The organism is Streptomyces sirii (assembly GCF_045690365.1).
Lineage (GTDB): Bacteria > Actinomycetota > Actinomycetes > Streptomycetales > Streptomycetaceae > Streptomyces > Streptomyces sirii.
Genome location: NZ_CP147982.1, coordinates 5564326 through 5588189, shown reverse-complemented (window position 1 = coordinate 5588189; position 23864 = coordinate 5564326). Strand labels below are relative to the sequence as shown.

General features: G+C 72.6%; 19 protein-coding genes and 1 riboswitch. Of the genes, 9 read left to right on the top strand and 10 right to left on the bottom strand.

Annotation, left to right across the window (positions count from 1 at the left end):
- Nucleotides 1–69 precede the first annotated feature (69 nt).
- Entirely contained in the window at nt 70–1890 is a 1821-nt protein-coding gene (locus WAB15_RS25295) for a M23 family metallopeptidase (protein ID WP_407287644.1), read from the top strand.
- A gap of 98 nt (nt 1891–1988) precedes the next feature.
- Here the strand turns inward: WAB15_RS25295 and pcrA are convergent, their stop codons facing one another.
- A complete protein-coding gene (pcrA, locus tag WAB15_RS25290) occupies nt 1989–4493 on the bottom strand; it encodes a DNA helicase PcrA (protein ID WP_399148225.1) in 2505 nt (834 codons plus the stop codon).
- A gap of 281 nt (nt 4494–4774) precedes the next feature.
- Nucleotides 4775–4943: riboswitch (cyclic di-AMP (ydaO/yuaA leader) on the top strand.
- A 7-nt stretch (nt 4944–4950) separates the two neighbouring features.
- Here pcrA and WAB15_RS25285 point away from each other — a divergent pair.
- The gene (locus WAB15_RS25285) at nt 4951–6108 is read left to right on the top strand and encodes an NlpC/P60 family protein (protein WP_407287643.1); all 1158 of its coding nucleotides are present in this window, start codon (nt 4951–4953) and stop codon (nt 6106–6108) included.
- Between the two features lie 166 nt (nt 6109–6274).
- Here WAB15_RS25285 and WAB15_RS25280 read toward each other — a convergent pair whose 3' ends face one another.
- Nucleotides 6275–6628, bottom strand: a complete 354-nt coding sequence (locus WAB15_RS25280) for a hypothetical protein (protein WP_393487322.1) — start codon at nt 6626–6628, stop codon at nt 6275–6277.
- 324 nt (nt 6629–6952) lie between these two features.
- On the opposite strand from WAB15_RS25280, the gene WAB15_RS25275 reads away from it, so the two are divergent.
- The gene (locus WAB15_RS25275; protein WP_399148223.1) at nt 6953–8089 is read left to right on the top strand and encodes an NlpC/P60 family protein; all 1137 of its coding nucleotides are present in this window, start codon (nt 6953–6955) and stop codon (nt 8087–8089) included.
- Between the two features lie 36 nt (nt 8090–8125).
- Here the strand turns inward: WAB15_RS25275 and WAB15_RS25270 are convergent, their stop codons facing one another.
- The 4 genes from WAB15_RS25270 to WAB15_RS25255 all read right to left on the bottom strand — a co-directional run bounded on the left by WAB15_RS25270 (nt 8126) and on the right by WAB15_RS25255 (nt 13406).
- Nucleotides 8126–9250: an alpha/beta hydrolase gene (locus WAB15_RS25270; RefSeq protein WP_407287642.1), complete on the bottom strand. Its 1125-nt coding sequence runs from the start codon at nt 9248–9250 to the stop codon at nt 8126–8128.
- A 237-nt stretch (nt 9251–9487) separates the two neighbouring features.
- On the bottom strand, nt 9488–10201 hold the full coding sequence (locus WAB15_RS25265; protein ID WP_399148221.1) for a LuxR C-terminal-related transcriptional regulator: 714 nt from the start codon (nt 10199–10201) through the stop codon (nt 9488–9490).
- Between the two features lie 110 nt (nt 10202–10311).
- Nucleotides 10312–11610, bottom strand: a complete 1299-nt coding sequence (locus tag WAB15_RS25260) for a PspC domain-containing protein (RefSeq protein ID WP_407287641.1) — start codon at nt 11608–11610, stop codon at nt 10312–10314.
- 92 nt (nt 11611–11702) lie between these two features.
- Nucleotides 11703–13406: a protein kinase domain-containing protein gene (locus WAB15_RS25255; protein WP_407289293.1), complete on the bottom strand. Its 1704-nt coding sequence runs from the start codon at nt 13404–13406 to the stop codon at nt 11703–11705.
- A 331-nt stretch (nt 13407–13737) separates the two neighbouring features.
- On the opposite strand from WAB15_RS25255, the gene WAB15_RS25250 reads away from it, so the two are divergent.
- Both WAB15_RS25250 and WAB15_RS25245 read left to right on the top strand, forming a co-directional pair.
- Complete coding sequence (locus WAB15_RS25250; protein WP_407287640.1) at nt 13738–15222, top strand: PspC domain-containing protein; 1485 nt, start codon at nt 13738–13740, stop codon at nt 15220–15222.
- Nucleotides 15222–15443, top strand: coding sequence for a hypothetical protein (locus WAB15_RS25245; protein WP_399148218.1), 222 nt, complete (start codon nt 15222–15224; stop codon nt 15441–15443). Before WAB15_RS25250 ends, WAB15_RS25245 begins: the two co-directional genes overlap by 1 nt.
- Before the next feature lie 123 nt (nt 15444–15566).
- On the opposite strand, the gene WAB15_RS25240 is transcribed toward WAB15_RS25245, so the two are convergent.
- Both WAB15_RS25240 and WAB15_RS25235 read right to left on the bottom strand, forming a co-directional pair.
- Nucleotides 15567–16112, bottom strand: a complete 546-nt coding sequence (locus tag WAB15_RS25240) for a DoxX family protein (protein WP_399148217.1) — start codon at nt 16110–16112, stop codon at nt 15567–15569.
- 207 nt (nt 16113–16319) lie between these two features.
- Entirely contained in the window at nt 16320–17624 is a 1305-nt protein-coding gene (locus WAB15_RS25235) for a hypothetical protein (RefSeq protein ID WP_407287639.1), read from the bottom strand.
- A 250-nt stretch (nt 17625–17874) separates the two neighbouring features.
- Here WAB15_RS25235 and WAB15_RS25230 point away from each other — a divergent pair, with 250 nt between their 5' ends.
- Together WAB15_RS25230 and WAB15_RS25225 are read left to right on the top strand one after the other, a co-directional pair.
- Entirely contained in the window at nt 17875–18585 is a 711-nt protein-coding gene (locus tag WAB15_RS25230) for a hypothetical protein (protein ID WP_407287638.1), read from the top strand.
- A gap of 8 nt (nt 18586–18593) precedes the next feature.
- Nucleotides 18594–19352, top strand: coding sequence for a hypothetical protein (locus WAB15_RS25225; protein WP_399148214.1), 759 nt, complete (start codon nt 18594–18596; stop codon nt 19350–19352).
- A 107-nt stretch (nt 19353–19459) separates the two neighbouring features.
- On the opposite strand, the gene WAB15_RS25220 is transcribed toward WAB15_RS25225, so the two are convergent.
- The gene (locus WAB15_RS25220; protein ID WP_399148213.1) at nt 19460–20245 is read right to left on the bottom strand and encodes a class II aldolase/adducin family protein; all 786 of its coding nucleotides are present in this window, start codon (nt 20243–20245) and stop codon (nt 19460–19462) included.
- A 168-nt stretch (nt 20246–20413) separates the two neighbouring features.
- On the opposite strand from WAB15_RS25220, the gene WAB15_RS25215 reads away from it, so the two are divergent.
- Nucleotides 20414–20887 (top strand): SRPBCC family protein, encoded by a 474-nt coding sequence (locus tag WAB15_RS25215; protein ID WP_399148212.1) that lies wholly within the window; start codon nt 20414–20416, stop codon nt 20885–20887.
- Nucleotides 20888–21035: 148 nt separating this feature from the next.
- Here WAB15_RS25215 and guaA read toward each other — a convergent pair whose 3' ends face one another.
- Nucleotides 21036–22622: a glutamine-hydrolyzing GMP synthase gene (gene guaA / locus WAB15_RS25210; RefSeq protein ID WP_399148211.1), complete on the bottom strand. Its 1587-nt coding sequence runs from the start codon at nt 22620–22622 to the stop codon at nt 21036–21038.
- Nucleotides 22623–22873: 251 nt separating this feature from the next.
- Between guaA and WAB15_RS25205 the strand changes: the two genes are divergently transcribed.
- The gene (locus WAB15_RS25205; protein WP_407287637.1) at nt 22874–23179 is read left to right on the top strand and encodes a chorismate mutase; all 306 of its coding nucleotides are present in this window, start codon (nt 22874–22876) and stop codon (nt 23177–23179) included.
- Nucleotides 23180–23864 lie beyond the last annotated feature (685 nt).

Genomic DNA, 23864 nt, shown 5'->3' with positions numbered 1-23864 from the left:
TGTCGCCGTCGTGTACCGCCGGGTACAGTCGCCGCTAATTCTCCTGCTGCCGAGGCGAAAGAGAAGTTGGTGAACGACCGTCACCCATCGGAAGGTCCGCTTCCGACCGGCTCTGCTTCCGACGCCTCGTATGCGCACTATCCCGCCTACGACGCCTACGGGCAGCAGCACTCCGAGGCCGGTTACGGCGACGGCGACCCCCTCTTCGGCTCGCTCCCCGGCTCCTACGACACCGGGACGTACGACACCGGCTCCTATGCGACCGGCGCCTATGGCACCGTCGCCTACGACACCGGGACGCACGGCGGCGGTTCCTACGACACCGGCAGCTACGACACCGGCACGTACGGCGCCGGCGCCTACGGCACGGGCAGCTACGACACCGGCGCGTACGACACGGGGTCCTACCCGACGGCCACGGGCGACGGGTACGCCACCGGCATCTACGACACCGGCGGCTTCGCCTCGACGCAGTGGGACACCGGCGCCTACGAGACCGGCACGGCCGCCGGCTACGACCCGTATGCGCACACCGCGTACGACACCCTGGCGCCGGGCGCGACCGCCTACGCCGCGGCGCACGACTCCGGCACCTACGAGGCGGCCGCCTATGAGGCCACCTCCTACGGGCACGGCGGATACGACACCGGCACCCACGCCACCGGCGCGTACGACACCGGCGCGTACGACACCGGCAGTTATCCGACCGCGGTATCAACCGGGGCATACGAGACAACGGGCGCATATGAGACGGCCGGTGGCTACGACACCATCGGCCGGCAGGCCACCGCGGTCGAGGAGACCGCGGCCTTCGAGGCCTCGGCCTTCGACACCTCCGGCTTCGAGACCGCGAGCTACGAGGCCACGGCGATCTGGCCGGCGGCCGACCCGCAACTGATCGCCGGGATCCCCGCACAGGCCGGTCCGCCGCCGGGCGACACCGACCAGTGGGAGACCGCCACTTGGGAAGCGGGCACACTGCACGACGACCGCTCCGACGATGACGGCGGCTTCGACGACGGCGGCGCCGCCTCCGACGAGGCCGCCGCCGTGGCGGACGCCATGACGCAGGCGATGCCGGTGACCCCCGCGGACCCCGCCCCCGTCGGGCGCCGGGTCACCGGACCGCCGGCCGGGAAGGCCGTCCGCGGCCGGGGCCGGCGACGTCCGGCCAAACGGTCGGCGCTGCTGACCGTCGCCGTTCCGTCCGTCGCCGCCATGGGAGTGTGCGGTGTGGCGGCCGCGTCCGTCGCCGGTATCGGCGGGGACGACAAGAACGACACCACCAACCAGGCCGGGCCGGTCGACCCGGGGGCGGTCAAGCCCTCCGCGGCCAACAAGAAGCTCGACACCCAGCTCGCCGGGCTCAGCGCCGGCGCGGACGACTTCCGCGACCGGGCCAGCCGCACCCAGGAGCGGATCGACCTCAAGGAGCGCCAGGCGCTGGAGCGCAAGCGCAAGGCGGAGGAGGCGGCCCGCAAGGAGGCGATGCGGCCCAAGTTCGTGCTGCCGGTCAGCCAGCACGGGCTGAGCGCGCTCTTCGGCCAGGCCGGGGTGAACTGGATGTCCGTCCACACCGGCATCGACTTCCCGGTCGACTACGGCACCCCGGTCCTGTCCGCCACCGACGGCACCGTCCGCACCCAGTGGAACTCCGCCTACGGGAACATGGCGATCGTGACCTCGCCCGACGGCACGGAGACCTGGTACTGCCATCTGAGCAGCACCAAGATCCGCTCCGGGTCGATCAAGGCCGGCGACCAGATCGCCTATTCGGGCAACTCCGGCAACTCGACGGGACCGCATCTGCACTTCGAGGTGCGGCCCGGCGGAGGCTCGGCGATCGACCCGCTGCCGTGGCTGCGCAGCCACGGGCTCGACCCGAACTGACCCCCGGCGTACCGTTCCTGCAACGTCAGGCGTGCCGTTCCCGCAGCGTCGGGCCGGCGCCCGCTTCCCCGTCCTGCGCCGGCCCCCGTCCCGACCGCCTACAGCTTCTCGACGGGCGCGTACCGCAGCAGCAGCCGCTTGGGCTTCTCGCCGCCGAAGTCGATGGTCGCCTCGGCGTTGTCGCCGCTGCCCTTGACGCCGACGACCGTGCCGAGCCCGAAGCTGTCGTGGGTGACGCGGTCGCCGACGGCCAGCGAGACCACCTCGCGGTCCTTGGTGCGCCGGGTCGCGAAGCCGCTCGGGCCCTTCGAGCGGGCCGACGAGAGCGTGGCGCCGATGCCGCCGCCGAGGCCGCCCGTGCCGCCGCCCCTGGACGAGAGGTTGCCCATGGACGCCGAAGGCGTCGCCGGACCCGTCCGCCGCCACTGCACGTAGTTGTCCGGGATCTCCTCCAGGAACCGGGAGGGCGGGTTGTACGACGGCTGGCCCCAGGCGCTGCGCATCGTCGAGCGGGTGACGTAGAGCCGCTCGCGGGCGCGGGTGATGCCGACATAGGCCAGCCGGCGCTCCTCCTCCAGCTCCTTGGTCTGGCCCAGCGCCCGCATGTGCGGGAAGACGCCGTCCTCCATGCCGGTCAGGAAGACGACCGGGAACTCCAGGCCCTTGGCGGTGTGCAGCGTCATGAGGGTGATCACGCCGCTGCCCTCCTCGTCCTCGTCCGGGATCTGGTCGGAGTCGGCGACCAGCGCGACCTGCTCCAGGAAGTCGGCGAGGGTGCCCGGGCCCGGGGCGGCAGCCCCCGATGTCGCGGCCTCGCCGCGGTCCTGCTCGAACTCCAGGGCCACGGCCGCGAGTTCCTGGAGGTTCTCGATCCGGGTCTCGTCCTGCGGGTCGGTGGAGGCCTGGAGCTCGGCGAGGTAGCCCGTGCGCTCCAGGACGGCTTCCAGGATCGTGGCGGGCCCCGCGCCGGACTCGACGATCGTGCGCAGCTCCTCCATCAGGACGTTGAAGCGCTTGACGGCGTTGGCGGAGCGGGCCGCCATGCCGTACGCCTCGTCGACCCGGCGCAGCGCCTGCGGGAAGGTGATCTTCTCGCGCGAGGACAGGGCGTCGATCATCGCCTCGGCGCGCTCGCCGATACCGCGCTTGGGGACGTTGAGGATGCGGCGCAGCGGGACGGTGTCCTCGGGGTTGGCGAGCACCCGCAGATACGCCAGGACGTCGCGGACCTCCTTGCGCTCGTAGAAGCGCACGCCGCCGACGACCTTGTAGGGCAGACCGACCCGGATGAAGATCTCTTCGAAGACTCGGGACTGGGCGTTGGTGCGGTAGAAGACGGCGACGTCGCCGGCCTTGGCGTCGCCGGCGTCGGTGAGGCGGTCGATCTCGTCGGAGACGAACTGGGCCTCGTCGTGCTCGGTGTCGGCGACATAGCCGGTGATCTCGGGGCCGGCGCCGGCGTCCGTCCAGAGGTTCTTGGGGCGGCGGTTCTCGTTGCGCTCGATGACCGCGTTGGCGGCGGACAGGATCGTCTGGCTGGAGCGGTAGTTCTGCTCCAGCAGGATCGTCGTGGCGTCCGGGTAGTCCTCCTCGAACTGGAGGATGTTGCGGATCGTGGCACCTCGGAAGGCGTAGATCGACTGGTCGGCGTCGCCGACGACGCACAGCTCGGCGGCCGGGATGTCGGCCGTTCCCCGGCCGACCAGCTCGCGCACCAGGGTGTACTGGGCGTGGTTGGTGTCCTGGTACTCGTCGACGAGCACATGGCGGAAGCGGCGGCGGTAGTGCTCGGCGACGTCCGGGAAGGCCTGGAGCAGATTGACCGTCGTCATGATGATGTCGTCGAAGTCCAGGGCGTTGGCCTCGCGCAGCCGCGCCTGATACATCGCATACGCCTCGGCCAGCGACTTCTCGAACCCGTCGGCCGCCGTCTGGGCGAAGGTCTCCTCGTCGATGAGCTCGTTCTTGAGGTTGGAGACCTTCGCGCTGAAGGACTTGGGCGGGAAGCGCTTGGGGTCCAGGTCCAGATCGCGGCAGACCAGCGCCATCAGGCGCTTGGAATCGGCCGCGTCGTAGATCGAGAAGGAGGAGGTGAAGCCGAGCTTCTTGGACTCGCGGCGCAGGATGCGCACGCAGGCGCTGTGGAAGGTGGAGACCCACATGGCGTTGGCGCGCGGGCCGACCAGCTGCTCGACGCGCTCCTTCATCTCGCCCGCGGCCTTGTTGGTGAACGTGATCGCGAGGATCTGGCCGGGGTGGACATGGCGCTCGGCGAGCAGATGCGCGATGCGGTGCGTGAGCACCCTGGTCTTGCCGGATCCGGCGCCCGCGACGATCAGCAGCGGGCCTCCGGCGTGCACGACCGCGGCCTTCTGCTCGTCGTTGAGCCCCTCCAGCAGCGCGGCCGGGTCGACGGGCGGACGGGCGGCGCCGTCGCGGTAGTACGCCTCGGTGTGCAAGGGCGCGTCGAACCTCCCGCCGAAGAGGTCGGCGGGGACCTCCTCCGGGACCGGCTCGTGCTCGTCCTCGGGAGGCGGCGGGTGCTCCTCCTCGCCCTTGGGGCCGAGGTCCGCCAGAAAGCTGTCGTCAAAGAGGCTGCTCATCGCCCACCGAGTCTAGGCCGCCGCACTGACAGCGCGCCGGGGAGTCCACGATTGTCCGTGCCGGGGCAGGTCAGGCGACCGGAGGCGGAACCGCCGGGTGCCGGCCGACTACCCCGAACCCGACATCTGACGCAACACCCCCCGCCGCGCGTTCAGGTCACAAAAAGGTTTCGGGCATATCGAACATCAGCCTTCACAGGAGCCACACGAATTGGCTAACGTCCTCGCTCAGGCAGCCCGCCTCCCCGCGGTCGACAGCTTCCGCACGGGCCGCCGCGCCGAGTCCGGCCCTGCCATCAGGCATCCGGAGCCGGGGACCCACCAGCACCACCGGGGTGAATCGATCCAGCGGCCGTCGTCGGCGGCCGCACGGACCGTAGGGCAAGCCTTCCGTCAGCGACACCGCCCGAACCCGACAGCTAACCCGGTAGGCGGTCCACGGAAGGAGTTGCCGGCCTTGGCGTCCCATCGCAAGCCGCGCACCAGCGTTCTCATCTCGCCCGGTAGCCGGCGTACGGCGGCCGGGCTCACCACCGCCGCGCTCGCCTCGGTCACCCTGCTCTCGCAGTCCGCCGACGCCGCCCCCAGGGCGCCCAGACCCTCGATCGAAGAGGTCAAGAAGAAGGTCGACGACCTCTACCACCAGGCCGAGGTGGCCACCCAGAAGTACAACGCCGCCAAGGAGCGCGCCGAGCACCAGAGCGCCACCGTCGACGGTCTGCTCGACGCCGCCGCCAAGCGCGCGCAGCGGATGAACGAGTCCCGGCGCGAACTGGGCACCTTCGCCTCGGCGCAGTACCGCACCGGCGGCATGAACCCGACGGCGCAGCTGATGCTCGCCAAGGACCCGCAGCAGTTCGTCGACCGCAGCCACCTGATGGAGCGGCTGACCAGCCGGCAGAAGCAGGCGGTCACCGACTACCAGGAGCAGGCGGCGGCCGCGGCGCGGCAGCGGGCCAAGGCCACCAGCAGCCTGGAGCAGCTGCAGCACTCGCAGGCCTCGCTGAAGGAGTCCAAGCAGTCCGTCCAGGGGAAGCTGGCCGAGGCCCGGCAGCTGCTGTCGCGGCTCACCGCACAGGAGAAGGCGCGGCTGGCGGAGCTGGAGCGCCAGAAGGAGGAGGCGGCCCGGCGCAAGGCCGCCGAGGAGGCGCGCCGGCAGCAGGAGGCCGAGCGCCAGCGGCAGCAGGACGGCTCGACGGGCGACTCGACGGGTGGTCAGACCGGCGGCGGCACCAGCGACGGCGGCTCCACCGGGGACTCGTACGCCACCAAGGCGGAGAAGGCCCTGGCGTTCGCCCGCACCCAGATGGGCAAGCCGTACGTCTGGGGCGCCACCGGGCCCAGCTCCTACGACTGCTCGGGGCTGACGCAGGCGGCGTGGAAGGCGGCCGGGGTCGATCTGCCGCGGACGACCTGGGACCAGGTCAAGGTCGGCCAGCGGGTGGCGACCAAGGATCTTCAGCCCGGTGACCTGGTGTTCTTCTACGACGACATCAGCCACGTCGGCATGTACATAGGCGGCGGCAAGATGATCCACGCTCCCAAGCCGGGCGCCTACGTCCGCGAGGAGTCGATCTACTACATGCCGATCTACGGGAGCGTCCGCCCGGCCTGAGGCCGGCCCCGCCTCCCTGTGAGGACCGCTCCTTCCCGAAGCGCCCCAGGGCGCTCGACAAGGCCACCCCCCACGGGTCACCCCCCACACGCCACCGCGCGGCCATCGGCTCCGGATTCCGGAGCACGGTGACCGCGCGGTGTGCCGTAGGGGAGGGGCGCCGCCGTCAGGTCCAGAGCACCGCGATGAAGATGTTGGCGATCGTGAGCCCGCCCACCGCGCCGAACAGCGGCGCGGGGACCTTCTCCTCGTCCCGCTTGACGTAGACCAGCGCCAGGATCACCACCAGGACGGCCATCTTGACGCCGATCTTGATGTTGTTGACCGGGTGGTCCTGGGCCTGGTTGAGGCCGACCAGCACGATGCCGGTGACCAGCATCGTCAGCGCGCCGTGCAGCATGGCCGGCACGAAGCGGGCGGTGCCCGCACCCATCGCCTTCATCTGGGTCAGAAAGCCGCCCAGCAGGGAGGCGATGCCGATGATGTGCAGGCCGACGAAGACATTGATTACTACGTCCATAGTGCTGGATCGTAGCCGCCGTATAGCACGGTCTTTCCGGCAGGGCGTCCGCAATCGCCGCTTCGGTCACGGCAGACCGGTCCCGGTGTGCAGGCGGCGGCGGTGCGGTCAACCGCGCACCCGCCGCGGTCGAAAGCGAGCAATGCCAGCCAACCGGACTCACCCCCGTGACGCTCAGGCTTAGCGTCCTCCTCCAGGCGGCCGACATCCCGCCATCACCGGCCTCCGTGCCGGTGTTCCGTCGGCCGCCCCGCCGAGAGGTGCGGCGGCGGTCGGCTCCCCCGTTGCCGACCGCCGCCGCGCCCTCGGCCCGAAGGGAAGGAAGTGACGGCCACCGTGGCCTCGCACCGCAAGCCCAGGCAGCATCCGCTCGCCGCGCTCACGGGCGGTTCGCGCAGCGCGCGCACCGTCCGTACGGCCGCCACCCTCGCCCTCGCGGGCGCCGCCACCGCCACCGCCTTCGACGGCACCGGCCAGGCGGCCCCCTCCCCCACCCCCGACCAGGTCAAGGACCGGGTCGACGCGCTGTACCAGGAGGCAGAGGTGGCCACACAGAGCTACAACGGCGCCAAGGAAGCCGCCGACACCGCACGCGAGGAGCTGAGCAGACTGCAGGACGAGGCCGCCCGCCGGACCGGGAAGCTGAACACGGCCCGCGCGGAACTGGGCGCCGTGGCCGCGTCCCAGTACCGCGCGGGCGGCATGGACCCGACCGTTTCGCTGCTGCTGTCCGAGGACCCGCAGCGCTATCTGGACGGCGCCGCCGTGCTGGAGCGCGCGGGCAGTCATCAGGCGGCCGCGGTGGCCGGATACGCGCGTCGGCTCGGCAGCGTGCGGCAGGTCCGTCAGCGGGCCGAGGACACCGCGCAGCGGCTGGTGTCCACCGAGGCCGGAGTGAAGAAGCACCGGGTCACCATCGTCCGCAAACTGGACGCCGCCGAGCAGCTGCTGGACCGGCTGACCGCGGAGCAGCGGCGCCGGATGGCGGGCGCGGACGGCTCCCGGGGCGGCGCCCGCGCGGACCGGGGAACGGGCCGCGGTGACGGCCTGCTCGGCGGGATCCCGGCCGGCTCGGCGGCCGCAGCGGCCTCGGCGGCCGCGCTGGCCCCCGACTCCCGGGCGGCGCGCGCCGTTTCCTTCGCCTACTCCGCCCTCGGCAAACCGTACGTCTGGGGCGCCACGGGGCCCTCCGCCTACGACTGCTCGGGCCTGACCCAGGCCGCCTGGGAGTCCGGCGGCGTCTCGCTGCCCCGCACCACCTACACCCAGATCAACTCCGGCCCCCGCATCGACCGCTCCCAACTCGCCCCCGGCGACCTGGTGTTCTTCTACACCGGCATCAGCCATGTGGGCCTGTACATCGGCGACGGCAAGATGATCCACGCGCCCCATCCGGGCGCCCCGGTACGTATCGCGCCGATCGACCAGATGCCGTTCGCGGGGGCCACCCGGCCGGCGTAGGGCCGCCGGGCCGGCGCGGGGACTCCGGTGGAGGGGTCAGGGCTTCAGCTGTGTGCCCAGCCACCGGAAGACCTGCGGCACCTGCTCGCGCCAGACCGCCGTGGTGTGGCCGCCCGCGTTCGCCGAGATCTGCTGCACGGTCACCGTGGTCGGCGGCTTCGCCAGCTGGCGCAGGCCGATGCCCGCCTGGTAGCCGTCGCCCGCGGCGCCCGAGACGTACAGCGCCGTACGGGGCGGCCGGCCGGCGGCGTTCGCGGACTTCAGGATGTGGATCGGGTTCGACGAGATCCGCAGCTGGGGGTCCTTGCCGGCCAGGGAGTCCGGTTCGAGGGCCGGGTCGTTGTAGCCGGACAGGGCGACCGCGGCGCGGTAGCGGTCCGGGTGGGACAGGGCGAGCTTGGTGGCGCAGTGGGCGCCCGCCGAGTAGCCGGCCAGGGCCCAGGAGTCGGGCCTGTCGCCCACCCGGAAGTTGTCGATGACCATCTTGCGGACGTCGACGGTCAGCCAGCTGTCGGCGTTGACCTTGCCGGGGATGTTGACGCAGCCGGTGTCGGCGCCGGTGAGGAGGTTGGTGCGGGGCGCGACCAGGATGAACGGCTTGATCTGGCCGCGCTGCATCAGCGGCCGGAGCTGCTCGGCGACGTGCAGGGACCCGAACCAGGCCTTCGACGAGCCGGGGTAGCCGGGCAGCAGCTCGACCACCGGGAACCTGGTGTTCTTGTAGGCGGGGTCGTTGTACTGCGGCGGCAGCCAGACGTACACCTCGCCCCGCACGCCCGAGATGCGGCCCTCCAGGTCGGTCATCTGCACGCCCGCACCCATCCGCGGGTCGTCGCCGGGGCGGAACTGCTGGAGCTGCTTGGGCTCGTTCTTGATCTGCTTGCCGCCCATGCCGTCGGGACCGAGGTCCTTGGCGACCGCGACATGGCTGTCGGTGCCGAGCAGATCGCCCCAGGTGTCGTAGAGGTTGTTGGAGTTGTTGACCAGGACGAAGACCAGGGTGATGGCCGTGACCTGGGCGAACAGCAGCATCAGCAGCCGGGCCAGGCCGCGCACCAGGGCCGGCCCGGCTATTCGGCCCCATAGGGCGAGCGGCACCACGACGGCGACGATCAGCAGCACGACCGAGGTGAGGAGGAAGGGCGTGCCCGTCAGGCTCATCGGGATCTCGCTTCCAGGACGACTATGCGAAGGACGTGGGGATGGTTCGGGCCCCGCCTTCGGCAGTGAGCCTCTCCGCGCCCTTAGATGGCGATCCGCGTGGTCCTGGTTGCCCGCCTTAGGTCCTTCTTTACCCCTTCCCGCACCCTTCCGCCCCCGGGCGGCACGCCCTCGGCCCTGGCCGTGCGTGCGCCGGCGGCCTGGCGCCCGCCGCCGGCCGAAGCGCAGGTCAGGGCGTCAGACCAGGCGCCGGGCCGCCGCCCAGCGGGTCAGCTCATGGCGGTTGGACAACTGCAGCTTCCGCAGGACCGCCGAGACATGCGATTCGACGGTCTTCACCGAGATGAACAGCTGCTTGCCCACCTCCTTGTACGCATAGCCGCGGGCGATCAGCCGCAGGACCTCGCGCTCGCGCTGGGTGAGGCGGTCGAGGTCCTCGTCGATCGGCGGGGCGTCGGTCGAGGCGAAGGCGTCCAGGACGAAGCCGGCCAGCCGCGGGGAGAAGACCGCGTCGCCGTCGGCCACCCGGAAGATCGCGTTGACCAGGTCCGTGCCCGTGATCGTCTTGGTGACATAGCCGCGGGCACCGCCACGGATGACGCCGATGACGTCCTCGGCCGCGTCGGAGACCGAGAGCGCGAGGAAGCGGACCGGGCGCTCGGCGTCGGCCGACATCGCGGCACAGCGGCGCAGCACCTCGACGCCGCCGCCACCGGGGAGGTGGACGTCCAGGAGGACGACCTCGGGGCGGGTGGCGGTGATGACCGTGATCGCCTGGTCGACGTCGGCGGCCTCGCCGACCACCTCGACGCCGGTGCGCTCGGTCTCGCCGATCTCGGCCTGGACGCCCGTACGGAACATCCGGTGGTCGTCGACGAGTACGACCCGTACGGTCCGGCCCTCGGCCGCCGCGTCGCCGCTCCCGCCCTGCTGTGCGCCCTCGCTGCTCATGTCTTCCGCCCGTCCGTTGGTGTCTGCCCCGTCATCATCCCGCGCCCCGTCCGGCGCCGCCGCCACCGGCCGCGGCTCGCTCGGCCCCGGGCGCGGCCCGCTCGGCCCCGTCATCCCTCACGCTCCGACGCGGCGCGCTCCATCTCCAGCTCGACGACCGTGCCGCCTTCGGGGGCGGCGCGCAGCCGGGCCGTGCCGCCGTTGCGCTCCATCCGTCCGATGATGGACTCCCGCACACCCATGCGGTCGGCGGGAACCGCGTCCAGGTCGAAGCCGGGGCCGCGGTCGCGCACCGAGACGAAGACCGTACGGCCCTCGACCTCGGCGAAGACCTGCACCGCGCCGCCCTCGCCCCCGTACTTGGCGGCGTTGACCATCGCCTCGCGTGCGGCCTGCATCTGGGCGTCCAGCGGGTCGTCCAGCGGGCAGTCGCCGACGACCACGACCTCGATGGGGACGCCGTGGTGGTCCTCCACCTCGGCGGCGGCCTTGCGGACCGCCTCCGCCAGAGTGGCCGGCTCCTCGTCCTCCTCCTTGCCGCGGCCCTCGGGTTTGTAGAGCCAGGCGCGCAGTTCGCGCTCCTGGGCTCGAGCCAGGCGCGCCACCTCCCTGGGGTCGTCGGCGTTGCGCTGGATCAGGGTGAGGGTGTGCAGGACGGAGTCGTGGACATGGGCGGCCACCTCGGCGCGCTCCTGGGCGCGGATCCGCATCAGCCGCTCTTCGGAGAGCTCCTGCATCATCCGTACGAGATAGGGGCCCGCCAGCAGCGCGATGCCGACGACGACGGCGAGCGCGGCCTGCAGCACCGAGCCCAGATGCCGCACCGAGCCCTGCAGCACGACGATGCCCGTCACCCCGACGCCGACCAGCAGCACCCCGGCCGCGCCGCGCAGCACCGGCAGCAGGGCCTTGCGGCGGCCGAGCTCCAGCCACTGGGCGCGGCGGGCGTTGTCCGCCTGGCGCCACACCAGGGCGACACCGGCGCCGATCAGCAGCACCGGCCACAGATAGCCGTTGGCCTGGCCGAGCTGGAATCTGGAGGCGATGACGGTGGCGCCGATCAGCAGCGCGATCAGCGCGAAGACCTGGCCCTTGTCGGGCTTGTGCCGCAGCAGCCGCCGCCTCTCGTCGCCCGGGGCGTGCGGGCGGTGCTCCACACCTCCGACGCCCAGCGGGACGAAGAACCAGAACGCGGCGTAGAGCAGGGCGCCCATGCCCTCGGCCATGAACAGCGCCACGAACACGACCCGCACCCAGGAGACCGGCAGCCCGAGATGCCCCGCCAGACCGCGCGCGACACCGCCGAGCAGCCGCCCGTCGGCGCTGCGGTAGAGCTTGCGCACGGGTGGGTCGTCGGGGTCCGGAGCCGGGCCGTAGCCGGTCTCGGCGCGGGGTGGTGCGGTGGTCATGTGCCCGATCGTCACACGCCGCGGGGGCCCGCGGCATCAGGGGCGACCCTGAACCCGCCCCTGACGTTTCAGGGGGCTGGTTCGGGGGCGGGTCAGCTCAGCGGGTCGCTCCTGCGGAAACCGTCCTTCACGGCCGAGAAGACCCTTTCGTACTTCGCCCAGTCGGCGTCCGGCGCGGACACGTAGATCGCGTACTCCTTGCCGCCCTCGCGGCCGAAGCCGAGGTCGATGCCGCGGTACATGCGGGCCCGGCCCCCGAAGGTGAACTCCCAGATCGCGGCGGGATCCCCCTGGAAGTTGGTGCCCTGCATCCGCAGCCGCGAGTACACGGAGTACTGCCGCTTGACGGCGGCCTCGACCTCCTTGAAGTGCTGCACCTGATCCGCCGAGGAGAAGTCCAGGACGCTGAGGGTGAGCTGGGCGCGCTCGACCACGGAGGCGTAGACGATCTGCCGGCCGCCGTCCTTGACCTCCCGCTTCCAGTCGCCGGGCACCGGGAAGCTGACGCCGAGCCCGGACTCGGTGACCTGACGGTAGCCGTCGGGCAGGGGCGGCGGCGGTCCGATGCTCTTGTCCGGGACGCTCGGCAGCACCGGCGTGCCCTTGTCGCCCCCTTCCTTGCCGCTCGCTTCCTGTGACGTGGCGGAGTCGTCACCGTGCATCAGGTACCAGGCCGTGCTCGCGCCACCGCCGAGCGCCAGTACGCCGACGACGCTCCAGGCGACGACGCGGGCGCCGCGCCGCTTCCGGGGTGCCGCGCCGCCGGACAGCGCCTCCGTACGGCCGTCGTCGGACCGCCCGTCGATGTCGCCGTCCGGGACGGCCACCCGCCCGGTCACGTCACCGCCGGCCTCCGCGCCCTGCCCCGCGGCCGTACGGGCCCCGGCGCCGCCGCCCGCAGAGGCGGCACCGCCGGTGGGCCGCACCGGACGTGTCGGTGCCTCGGTCCGCGGGTCCGTCACGGCCCGCTTCGCGTCGTCGCGGCCGACCGTCCCCAGGGCGAGCGTCGGCCAGCCCATCAGGGCCGTCTCCGCATCGCCCTCGGCGGCCCGCAGCGCCTGCTCGACGACCTCGGCCGTCGGACGGTCCGTCGGCTCCTTGGCGAGCAGCGCCTCGATCAGCGGGGTCAGCGAACCGCCGTTGCGCGGCGGGTCGAACGGGTCCATGGCGATCGCGTACGCCGTCTCGACCGCGGTGTTCTTCCGGAACGGGGGCCGTCCCTCCACCGCCTGATAGAGCGTCGCTCCCAGGGCCCACAGGTCCGAGGCGGGGCCCGGTGTGCCGCCCTTGACCCGCTCCGGCGCCAAGTAGTCGATGGAGCCGACCAGCTCGCCGGTCTTGGTGAGCGTGGAGGTGCCGGTGGCGACCGCGATGCCGAAGTCGGTGAGCACGACCCGGCCGTCCTGTCCGAGCAGCACGTTGCCGGGCTTGACGTCGCGGTGCAGCACACCGGCGGAGTGTGCGGCACGCAGCGCCGCGATCATGCCGCGGCCGATCCGGGCGGCCTCGCGCGGGGTGACCGAACCCCCGTCCCGGGCCGCCTCCTTGATGGCGTCGCCGAGCGTGGTGGAGGGGACGTACTCCATGACGATGCAGGGCGAGCCGGCGTCGTCCACGACGTCGTGCACCCCCACCACGTTGGGGTGGTTGATGCGGGCCGCGGCCTGCGCCTCCCGGGTGGTGCGTTCATGGCGGGTCGCCAGTTCGTCGGGCTCCAACTGCGGCGAGACGTGCAGACGCTTGACCGCGACCTGGCGCCCGAGGACTTCGTCCCGGGCACGCCAGACGGTGCCCATACCGCCTTGGCCTATCCGTTCGACCAGGCGATACCGCCCGGCGACCAGTCGCCCCTCGTCCACCGACGCAGCCTCCGCCACCGCACGCCCCTCCGGAAACCCGTACGTATCCAGGGCGCAACGATAGTCTCCGACGTCGGCGAACAGCCCTCCGGCCACCGCGCGTCCGCACCTGTCTTCCGTCCGGGGCCGGACTCCCGTGGCATATGCGAACCCGCGAGGGGTTTCGGGACCCCCCTGGGGCATGTCGGGGGCGCCCGCGGCGGATCTCAGGGATCCGCCAGGGTTTCCACGGATGCCGCAGTCGCGGCGGTCTTGTCACCATGGCTCCATGAACGAAGCAGCCCCTGCCGCGGAGCCGGCGCCCTCCGGCCCCGCCGACCCCACCCCGCCGGCCGCCCCGCTGCGCCGCAGCCGGCGGCACAAGGTCATCGGAGGCGTGTGCGGCGGGCTGGGACGGGAGTGGGATCTCGACCCGGTGATCTTCCGGATCGTGCTCGCCGTGCTCGCCGTCGGCGGCCTCGGCCTGATCGCCTACGGCTTCGCCTGGCTGCTCATCCCCCTCGACGGCGAGGACGAGAACGAGGGCCGCCGGCTGCTCTCCGGCCGTGTCGAGGGCTCGGCGCTGACGGCCCTGCTCTTCGCACTGGTCGGCTGCGGACTGTTTCTGACGACCCTTGCCAAGGGCAGCATGATGTCCTTCGCCATCATGCTGACGCTGGCGGTGGCCGGCTCCGCCTACTGGTCGCGGCGGCGCCGCCAGGCGCAGGCCCAGGGCCCGGAGTCGATGGACGCCGCCACGGCCCAGGCGGTCGCCGACGCCCCGCCGGAGACCACCGCGCCCCCCGCGCCGGCCGGCCCCTCGTGGTGGCGCGCCCCGCACGCCAAGGACACGGCCGGCCAGGGCTATCTGTGGGGCCCCGAACACACCCCGCTCCCCCTCGACATCAGCTATCGAGGCGAGCACGGCGCCGCCGCGCCCACCGCCCCGCACCCGCAGGGCGCCTGGTCGGGTGCGGGCCGCCCGCCCGGCCCGGCCGTGCCGCCGCACGGCGCCCACCCCGTCGGCCCCCCGCGCCGCCGCGACGGCCGCCCGATCGGCGGCTGGACGTTCCTCCTCGCGCTGTGCGCCGGGGCCTTCACCGCCCTGTCCGTCTCCCGGCACGAGACCCTCGCACCGTCCCTCCAGGCGGGACTGGCCGCCGCACTGGTCGTCTTCGGCCTGGGGCTCGTCCTCAGCGCCTGGCTCGGCCGCACGGGCGGCGGCACGGTGTTCCTGATGGTCGTGACGGCCGTACTGCTGGCGGGCGCGACGGCGCTGCCCGACAACATCACCGCCGACTGGCACCGCCGCACCTGGACCCCCACCTCCCTCGCCGACGTCCGCCCGCACTACGAACTCGGCTCCGGCGAGGGCGAGCTGGACCTGACCGAGCTGCCCCTCAAGGACGGCCGTACGGTCCGCACCAGCGTGGAAGTGGGCGCCGGCCGCCTCCAGGTGACACTGCCGCAGGGCGTGGCGACCCGTCTCCATATCTCGCTCGGCCTCGGCGACATCCAGCTGCCCGGCGACTCGCCCCACGACGTGGACATCTCCGCGGGCGGCCGGGAGCGGACCGTCACCCTGCCCCCCGAAGGCCTCAAGAAGGGCGAGAAGCCGCGCGGCACCCTCGACCTCGACCTCGACCTCGGAGCCGGCCAGGTCGCCGTCCAGCACGCCGCCCCGGCCCCCGCGAAGCCGACCGGCCCGACCGGGCCGACCGGGCCGACCGCCCCCGAAGAGCCGACCGCCCCCACCCGCCAGGGAGCCCCCTGATGATGCGCCACCCCTTCGAACCGGGCCGCCTGATCTCCGGCCTCACCGCCCTCACCCTCGGCACCGCCTACGGCCTCGACGCCCTCGGCATAGGGCGAGCGCCCGGCCCCTGGCTCTTCCTCGCCCTCCCCGCGGGCCTGCTGCTCTCCGGCATCACCGCCGCCCTCTGGACGACGCTCCGCCGCCGCACCCGCCCCGCCGACGGGGCGGACACGCCATAGGACGCCCGCAGAGTCCCGTCGTCCGCCCGCAGGGCGGGGCCGAGGCGACGCCCCAGGGGGCCCGGTCTCCGTGGGCCCGCGGCGCCTGGCACCGCAGGCCCACGGAGACCGAGATGACACCCCCTAGCCGAACAGCTGCGCCCCGTGTCGCTTGCGGCGGTTCTCCCACGCCGCGTCCAGGGAGAACCTCGGGGTGCCTGCCAGCAGGAGGGGGAGCCAGGCCATCAGATAGGCGAGGTCGTTGCCGTAGTAGTACGGGGTGGTCGACCAGCTCACGGTGAGCCAGAGCGTCAGGGAGATCAGCGCGCCGCCGAACGCCGCCAGCCGCCCCAGCATTCCCGCGAGCGCGCCCAGGCCCACCGCCAGTTCGCCGGCGGCGATGGCGTAGCCGAAGCCCACGGGGCTCTTCTGCGCCAGCTCGACCAGCTGCGGCAGCGCCGCCGTGTCGTGGACCTGGTCCAGCAGCGCGCCGAGCGACCCCTGGCCCCCGGCCGCCAGGAACGCCGGGTCCATGAGCTTGTCGATCCCCGCGTAGAGGAAGGTGACGCCCAGGAAGACGCGCAGCGGCAGCAGCGCATGACGCGCCAGCCGTCCGCGCAGCCCGGCGCCGACCCCTTCGACGCCCGCTCCTGCCAAGTCGGCACCGACCGTGCGATGTGCATGCACCATGACGTCCGCCTCTCCGTTGCCTCCGGGAGCAGACGATTGTGCCCGCGCCCGCGCCTCAGGGGGAGATACGTACGGACGACCGCAAGAGGTTCAACCAACCGATGCACTTCGGGCGACGGACGCACACACAATCGCCACGCACGGCACCCGTACGACCCACCCGCCCGCAGCCGCCCCTAGGCCCGGCCATGACCCATCGGACAGACCCTAGTCCAGGACGTCGAGCGGAAAGCCGTTCGACTCCACTCCCGCGGCCGTGATGACCCGGACCTGCACCCGGCCCGGTTCCACATCGACCGGTACCGGGACCGTCAGGACCCCGTCCGTCGGGTTGGCGAAACCTCCGGGCACCGGCACCAGCGGGACCGGGACATGGACCCCGCCGATCCGCACGACGGTGCGGGCGAGTCGGTCGGGCGTCGTGGCCCCCGGGGGGACGAAGCCGGCGCCGCGGATCTCGATGTCGTCGCCGGTGCGGACGGGCGCCGCGAGGTCGCCGAGTTCACGGGAGCGGACGATGGAGAGGATCACCGGACGGCCGCCCGCCACCAGCTTCCCCATGAGGTACGTCGCCCCGGAGAGGGCCACGAGGAGCACCAGGGCCCAGGGCACCCGCGGCAGTTGCCCGGGCCGGTCGGCCAGCCGCACCAGGGCGAGTACCGCCACCGCCGCGTTGACCAGGACGTACTGCACGTCCAGGAAGCTGCCCCGGCCCGCGTCGTCGGTCAGCAGATCACCGGCGCGCGGCCGCTCCGCGGGGATCTTCTGCAGCCGCCCCGACCGCACCCGCGCGGCGACCACACCGTATGCCAGCACGGCCACCCCGCACCCGAGGGCCAGCGCCGCCAGCAGCGCGCCGGAGCGCTCCAGTGCCAGGCCCCGGAGGAGGTGGCGCCGCCCATCCGGGGCCGCGGTGGCCAGGCGTACGGCCGCCATCAGCACGGCGTACAGCACCACGCCCGCCCACCCCGCCGCGACCGTCCGCGAGGTCGACAGCCGGCCGTCCTCGCCGATGAGCGGTGCCAGCGCCCCGCCGTGCGCACGGTGCAGGAGGGCCGCCAGCGTCAGCCCCAGCGCCAGGACGGCGGCCGCGAGCAGCCCCGCCGTACGGCCCGCCGTCCAGCTGCCGCCGATGGCGGTCAGCGCCTGCCCGAGCAGCAGGGCCACCACCGCGCTCCAGACCGCCAGCAGGGTCCGCCACCGCACGGCGGCCAGCCAGCTGAGCCCCTCGGCGGCGCCGCGCCTGGCCAAATCCCTCGCCGAGAGGGTCAGTTCGTCGGAGACCCACTGTCGGGCCGCACCGGCGGAGCGCGCGAGCCCGGACGGCACGCCGCGCCCGGCGGCGAAATCCTCGCGCAGCGCGACGAACGCGGCGACCGCCCGCTGATGCCCCTCACGGGCGCCGTGCGGGCACCGCCCGCAGCCGCACTCACCGCCGTCGGCGCGCTCCGCGCCCGCGCCACCCTCCGGCCCGCCCGCTCCGGCCGTCCTGCCCGCCGCCTCAACCGACACGTCCGCTACCGCCCCGCCACCACTCGCCACCAACTTGCCGCATGTGAAGGGGAATTGTGCCTCATGCGACCGGGGTGGACGCCAAACGTCCAGCTGGGGGCGGGGGCGGGAGGCATCGGCACGTTGACGTCCGGCGAGGTATCCGTACACCTGAGCGGCAGCCGACCGCACAAACCCGGTGCTTCCCCTATTCGGGCGAACCGGAGCACGGCGACGGCTGAGCCGCCCGCGCCCTGCGCAAGCTCTCGCCGTGTGCCAAATACACGGACCCCAGGGACCGCACCAGGGACAGCACCGCCGCGCCGGACGGCGCCGCGGACGAGGCCGACCCGGCGGCACCACCCGCCGCAGGGCCGGGTTCCCGGCCGCCACTCCCCGCGTCGCCTGCTGCGCCTTCCTCGCCCTCCTCTCGTTCCTCCTCCTGACCGGGCTCACCGCGCTCTTCGCGGCCGCACCACCGGCGACCGCCCATGACCGGCGGGCCCGGACGCCCACCGGCGACAACTGCGCCTTCGCCGGGACCACGCCACCCGTGGACGTACCGACCGGCTTTCCCATGCCGCACGGCTGGCACTTCCCGTGCACCAAGGCGACCCACCCGCCCAAACCCACGCCGACGCCCACACCCAAGCCCAAGCCCAAGCCCAAGCCCCGCCAGAACTCCCCCAGACCGGCGCCACCGCCGCCCGCACCGCCACCGCGGCCGACACCGTCGCCGCCCCCGCCACCACCGTCCCCGCCCCGCGCCCGCCCCACTCCGCCGCCCGCGCCCAAGCTCCTTCGCGTTCCGGCACCGTCCGCACTGCCGCGCAGCTATGCGCGGGCGTCCCGCCCGCCGCGCGAGGGCCGCTCCATCGTGACCACGACCCTGCTGGTCACCGCCCCGGCCGTGCTGGCCGGCGCCGCTCTCCGTCCCCGTTCGAGCTCCTCGTCCGGTTCCGCCGGGCGCCGTTCCTCGTAGGAGTCCCCATGTCGCAATGGCTGGTGCTGGGCATCGCCATGGCCGCGGTCTGCGGTGTCGTACTGATCATCACCGTCCTCAAGGAGCGCCGGATCGCCGAGGACGACGATCCGACCGAAACCCCCGATGTGATCGAGTACCTGACGATGATGGTGGGGGTGGTGTACGCGATCGTGCTGGGCCTGGCCATCGCCGGAGTCTGGGAGGCCCGGAGCGCGGCCGAGGACACCGTACGGGCCGAGGCGCAGGCCCTGCACGAGGTCGGCGCGCGGGCCCGGGCCTACCCCGCGCCGGTGCGGGACCGGATCCGCTCGGACGTCGACGCCTATGTGTCCCACGTCGTGCACAAGGAGTGGCCGGTGATGTCCGAGCAGGGGCAGCTGACCCGGCGCGGCACCGAGCTGCTGGCCAAGGTGCGGGCCGATGTCACCGACTACCACCCGGCCGACGACTTCGAAGGGCAGTCCTACCAGCCGCTCGTCGACCAGGTCGCGGTGGCCGACGGGGCGCGTTCGGCCCGTGCGGACGCGGCCGACTCCACACTGCCCGGCGTGGTGTGGTTCGGCCTGGTGAGCGGCGGCGCCATCTCCATCGGGGTGATGTTCACCCTCCAGATCCGGCGCTCGGGGCGGGAGTTGCTGATGGCGGCGCTCTTCAGCGCGCTGATCGCCTTCCTGCTGTTCCTCGTATGGGACTTCGACTCGCCGTTCAGCCGGGGCATCTCCGCGAGCGCCGATCCGTTCCTGGACCTGTTCCCCCGGCTCTGACCGCTCCCCGTCGCCGAGTGCCCCGCGGGAGATCCACCCGTCCCGCGGGGCACCGGCGTGCGGGAAGGGCCCCAGGGGGCGTCTCTCGCTGGTCGAAGAGATCCGGTTCAGCCGAAGAGGTCCGGTTCGCTGCGCACGATCTGCTGGTAGAGCGGCTGGTAGTTGATCCAGGCCACCAGGTCGTTGCCCAGCTGCTCACGGGTGTGGACGGCGTTGTGGTGGTCGATCAGGACCGGCTTGCCGGCGGCCTTCGCGGTCAGCTGGACCTGGCACGAGCGCTCCATGGTGATGAACCACCACGCCGCCGCGTCCACCGAGTCGCCGACCGTCAGCAGCCCGTGGTTGCGCAGGATCACGGCCTTGTGCGGCCCGAGGGCGCTCGCGATCCGGCGGCCCTCCTCCTCGTCGACCACCACGCCCGTGTAGTCGTCGAAGAGCGCGTGGTCCTCGTAGAAGGCGCAGACGTCCTGGGTGATCGGCTCCAGCAACTCACCGAGGGCGGAGAGCGCCCTGCCGTACGTGGAGTGGCTGTGGGCCGCGGCGATCACGTCGGGACGGGCCTGGTGGACCTGTGAATGGATCGCGAACGCGGCCTGGTTGACGTGGTGGCGGCCCTCGACGACCTTGCCCTCCGCGTTCACCAGCAGCAGGTCGCCGACCGTGATGAGCTTGAACGACATCCCGAACGGGTTGACCCAGAAGCAGTCGGTGAACTCCGGGTCGCGCGCGGTGATATGACCCGCGACACCCTCCTCGAAGCCGAAGCGCCCGAAGAGCCGCAGCGCCGCCACCAGGCGCTCCTTGCGGTGGCGCCGTTCGTCCTCGACGGTCCCGTGCGTCGGCGGCATGGCGAAGTGCAGCTGGTCGGTGGGTATGGGGGTGGGCTCGGGCATCGCGGTTCTCCTCCTGGCACGTACGGCTCTTGGTGCGCGATGCGGAAGCTACCCTCCGGTACCGCAGGTAACCAGGGCCGCGACAGGCCCGGTCGGCGGCCGGCGGCATCATGTGGGCAGCACGTACGGCAGCAGCAAGCACCGGGAACGGCACCAGAGGGGCGCGCCATGAGGGCGATATCGGTCAGCCAGGACATCCATGCCACACCGCAGCGGATCTTCGCCGTCCTCAGGGACCCGGCACGCCACGCCGAGCTGGACGGCTCCGGCATGCTGCGCGGCCGGCCCCAGGGCCCCTCGCCGCTGGGTCCCGGGGACCGGTTCAGCATGGGGATGGCGCAGGGGCGGATCGCGTACCGGTCGGTGAACGCCGTGGTGGAGTACGACGAGGACCGGCTGATCGCCTGGGAGACCTCGGGCGAGCTCCGCGGCCGCCGGCTGGTCGGCGGGCAGCGCTGGCGCTACGAGCTGACACCCCTGGAGGATGCCGCGGCCGGGGCCGCCACCCGGGTCACCCACACCTACGACTGGTCGCGCGCCCGCTTCCCCCGCCTCGTCGTCGAGCTTCCCGGCTACCCGCGGCGGATGGGCCCGGCGATGGCCAGGACGCTGGAGCGGCTGGCCGCGGCCGTACGGGACTGAGGCGGCGGCCCTACGGGGCGCGACCGGGCGGGACGGCACGACGTACCCGTGGAAACGACGACGCCGCCGCTCGGACGAACGAGCGACGGCGTGGTCGACGACCCCGGCGGGAGATCGGCGGTGGATCACCCTGAGGTCGGAGGGGAGATCACTCCCACTCGATGGTGCCCGGCGGCTTGCTGGTCACGTCCAGCACCACGCGGTTGACGTCCGGGACCTCGTTGGTGATGCGGGTGGAGATACGGGCCAGAACCTCGTACGGCATCCGCGTCCAGTCCGCGGTCATGGCGTCCTCGGAGGAGACCGGGCGCAGCACGATCGGGTGGCCGTACGTGCGCCCGTCTCCCTGGACGCCGACCGAGCGGACGTCGGCGAGCAGGACCACCGGGCACTGCCAGATCTCGCGGTCCAGGCCGGCCGCGGTCAGCTCCTCGCGGGCGATGGCGTCGGCCTCGCGCAGCAGGTCCAGGCGGTCCCGGGTGACCTCGCCGACGATGCGGATGCCCAGGCCGGGGCCGGGGAACGGCTGGCGGTGGACGATCTCGTCGGGCAGGCCGAGCTCGGTGCCGACCATCCGGACCTCGTCCTTGAACAGCTGGCGCAGCGGCTCGACGAGCTCGAACTCGATGTCGTCGGGGAGCCCGCCGACGTTGTGGTGGGACTTGATGTTGGCGGTGCCCGTGCCGCCGCCGGACTCGACGATGTCCGGGTAGAGCGTGCCCTGGACCAGGAAGGCGACTTCCTCGCCCTCGGCGCCGGCCTCGGCGACCAGCTCGGCCTGGGCCTGCTCGAAGACCCGGATGAACTCCCGGCCGATGATCTTCCGCTTCTGCTCGGGGTCGCTGACCCCGGCCAGCGCGTTCAGGAAGCGCTCCTCGGCCTCGACGACCTTCAGCTGGACGCCGGTGGCGGCCACGAAGTCCTTCTCGACCTGCTCGGACTCGCCCTTGCGCATCAGGCCGTGGTCGACGTAGACGCAGGTCAGCTGGTCGCCGATGGCCTTCTGGACGAGGGCGGCGGCGACCGCGGAGTCCACGCCGCCGGACAGCCCGCAGATCGCGCGCTTGGTGCCGACCTGCGCGCGGATCGCGGCGACCTGCTCCTCGACCACGCTGTGGGTGGTCCAGTTCGGCTCGATGCCCGCGCCGCGGTAGAGGAAGTGCTCCAGGACCTGCTGGCCGTGCGTGGAGTGCAGGACCTCGGGGTGGTACTGGACGCCGTAGAGCCGCTTCTCGTCGTTCTCGAAGGCGGCGACCGGCACCACGTCCGTGGACGCGGTGACCGTGAAGCCCTCGGGGGCGCCGGAGCAGGCGTCGCCGTGCGACATCCACACCGACTGCTCGGCGGGGGTGCCCTCGAAGAGGGTGGAGGCGGTGCGGGAGACGGCCAGCGGGGTACGGCCGTACTCGCGGGCGCCGGTGTTGTCGACGGTGCCGCCGAGGGTGGTGGCCATGAGCTGGAAGCCGTAGCACATACCGAAGACCGGGACACCGGCCTCGAAGATGGCACGGTCGAGGGAGGGGGCGCCCTCGGCGTAGACCGAGGACGGCCCGCCGGAGAGGATGATCGCCTTGGGGTTCTTGGCGAGCATCTCGGCCACCGGCATGGTGGACGGCACGATCTCGCTGTAGACCCGGGCCTCACGGACGCGGCGGGCGATGAGCTGGGCGTACTGTGCGCCGAAGTCGACTACGAGGACGACGTCCGGGGCAGCGGCAGGGGGCGCTGTGGGCACTTCGGCGGCCTTCCGGCGGTGTGGAGCGGGGTTGGACTTTCGATTCTAACGGGCTCATACTGAGCGCCATGTCCAAGCAGCTGACCTTCGTCTTTACCTATGGCACCGGCCCGTCCGGCTGCCATGGTCGTGCTGCTTGATCCACTGACGAGCAAACTTCCCAGGCGCCCCGGGCCGACAAGGTCCGGGGCGTCTGCGTCTGTCCGGACCGGTTGTCGGCTCAGGGGCCACTCACCCCAGGAGACACGGACATGAGCCCCCAGACCGCCGCCACCGCCCCCGCCGCCACCGACACCGGTGCGCGCACCCCCGAGGCGGACGGGATCATCACCGATGCCCGGCGCCGGATCGACGACCTCGACGGCCGGATCATCGGCCTCGTGCAGGAGCGCATGGCCGTCTCGGCCGTCATCCAGCGCGAGCGGATCACCTCCGGCGGGCGGCGGGTGAACCTCACTCGCGAGATGGAGATCCTCGCCCACTACCGCGACCAGCTCGGCAAGCCGGGCACGGCGCTGGCGATGACCCTGCTGGAGCTGTCCCGGGGCCAGATCTGAGGCGCGCCGGAGCCGCGGCGCGCCCGCTCCGGGCGGCCGGCGCCCGGTGACCCGAGTCGGTCGCCCGGTGGCCGGTTCGCGCCGTCGGTCCCGTGGCCGGTTTTGCTCGGTGTTCGGTAGGTTTCGGCGGGCCAGTGGGGTATGGGCGGGCGCATGGCACAGGCGTGCGCGCCCGGCGCAGCTGCCGGATCTGAGTTCGGTTGCCGACTCACCCGTACGGCGCGTGACCGGCCGCCGCGGGGCTTCGTTGTTCCCGGTGCCACGCCAGCCAGGCGCGGCCTGCAGGACTACGCGTAGACGCCGCCCCACGGGCGGAAGACCGGAACGATGAGACACCGACCGCTTGCCGCGGTCCGCGTCGTGGGACCTCGTTCCGGAGCCGTGGCCGGTCAGCAGGGGACAGCAGCCCGGTCACATCCGATGGGGTGGTCGGTCCTGGGGACGCCCGGGACCGACCGCATCCGGTCGAAACGGTTGCGCCAGGTGAGGCGTATCCAGGACGATGCTTGACGAACGACCTACCGATCCCGGTAAGTACGGACCTGTGCACCGTCATTGGTCCGACCACCGGGACGCGCACCATCAAGCACCACATATGAGCCAGCGGCGCTACCCCCCCCCAGCGCCGCCCGTCGGTGCCGGCGCTGCCCTGACGCCGGCACCGAAAGCCAAGGGCCCCGTGGCC

What these genes read in the sequence shown, in the direction of transcription:
- pcrA (WP_399148225.1), bottom strand. Translation starts at nt 4,493, where the DNA reads ATGAGCAGCCTCTTTGACGACAGCTTTCTGGCGGACCTCGGCCCCAAG.
- WAB15_RS25280 (WP_393487322.1), bottom strand. Translation starts at nt 6,628, where the DNA reads ATGGACGTAGTAATCAATGTCTTCGTCGGCCTGCACATCATCGGCATC.
- WAB15_RS25270 (WP_407287642.1), bottom strand. Translation starts at nt 9,250, where the DNA reads ATGAGCCTGACGGGCACGCCCTTCCTCCTCACCTCGGTCGTGCTGCTG.
- WAB15_RS25265 (WP_399148221.1), bottom strand. Translation starts at nt 10,201, where the DNA reads ATGAGCAGCGAGGGCGCACAGCAGGGCGGGAGCGGCGACGCGGCGGCC.
- WAB15_RS25260 (WP_407287641.1), bottom strand. Translation starts at nt 11,610, where the DNA reads ATGACCACCGCACCACCCCGCGCCGAGACCGGCTACGGCCCGGCTCCG.
- WAB15_RS25255 (WP_407289293.1), bottom strand. Translation starts at nt 13,406, where the DNA reads ATGGGCACCGTCTGGCGTGCCCGGGACGAAGTCCTCGGGCGCCAGGTC.
- WAB15_RS25250 (WP_407287640.1), top strand. Translation starts at nt 13,738, where the DNA reads ATGAACGAAGCAGCCCCTGCCGCGGAGCCGGCGCCCTCCGGCCCCGCC.
- WAB15_RS25245 (WP_399148218.1), top strand. Translation starts at nt 15,222, where the DNA reads ATGATGCGCCACCCCTTCGAACCGGGCCGCCTGATCTCCGGCCTCACC.
- WAB15_RS25240 (WP_399148217.1), bottom strand. Translation starts at nt 16,112, where the DNA reads ATGGTGCATGCACATCGCACGGTCGGTGCCGACTTGGCAGGAGCGGGC.
- WAB15_RS25225 (WP_399148214.1), top strand. Translation starts at nt 18,594, where the DNA reads ATGTCGCAATGGCTGGTGCTGGGCATCGCCATGGCCGCGGTCTGCGGT.
- WAB15_RS25220 (WP_399148213.1), bottom strand. Translation starts at nt 20,245, where the DNA reads ATGCCCGAGCCCACCCCCATACCCACCGACCAGCTGCACTTCGCCATG.
- WAB15_RS25215 (WP_399148212.1), top strand. Translation starts at nt 20,414, where the DNA reads ATGAGGGCGATATCGGTCAGCCAGGACATCCATGCCACACCGCAGCGG.
- WAB15_RS25205 (WP_407287637.1), top strand. Translation starts at nt 22,874, where the DNA reads ATGAGCCCCCAGACCGCCGCCACCGCCCCCGCCGCCACCGACACCGGT.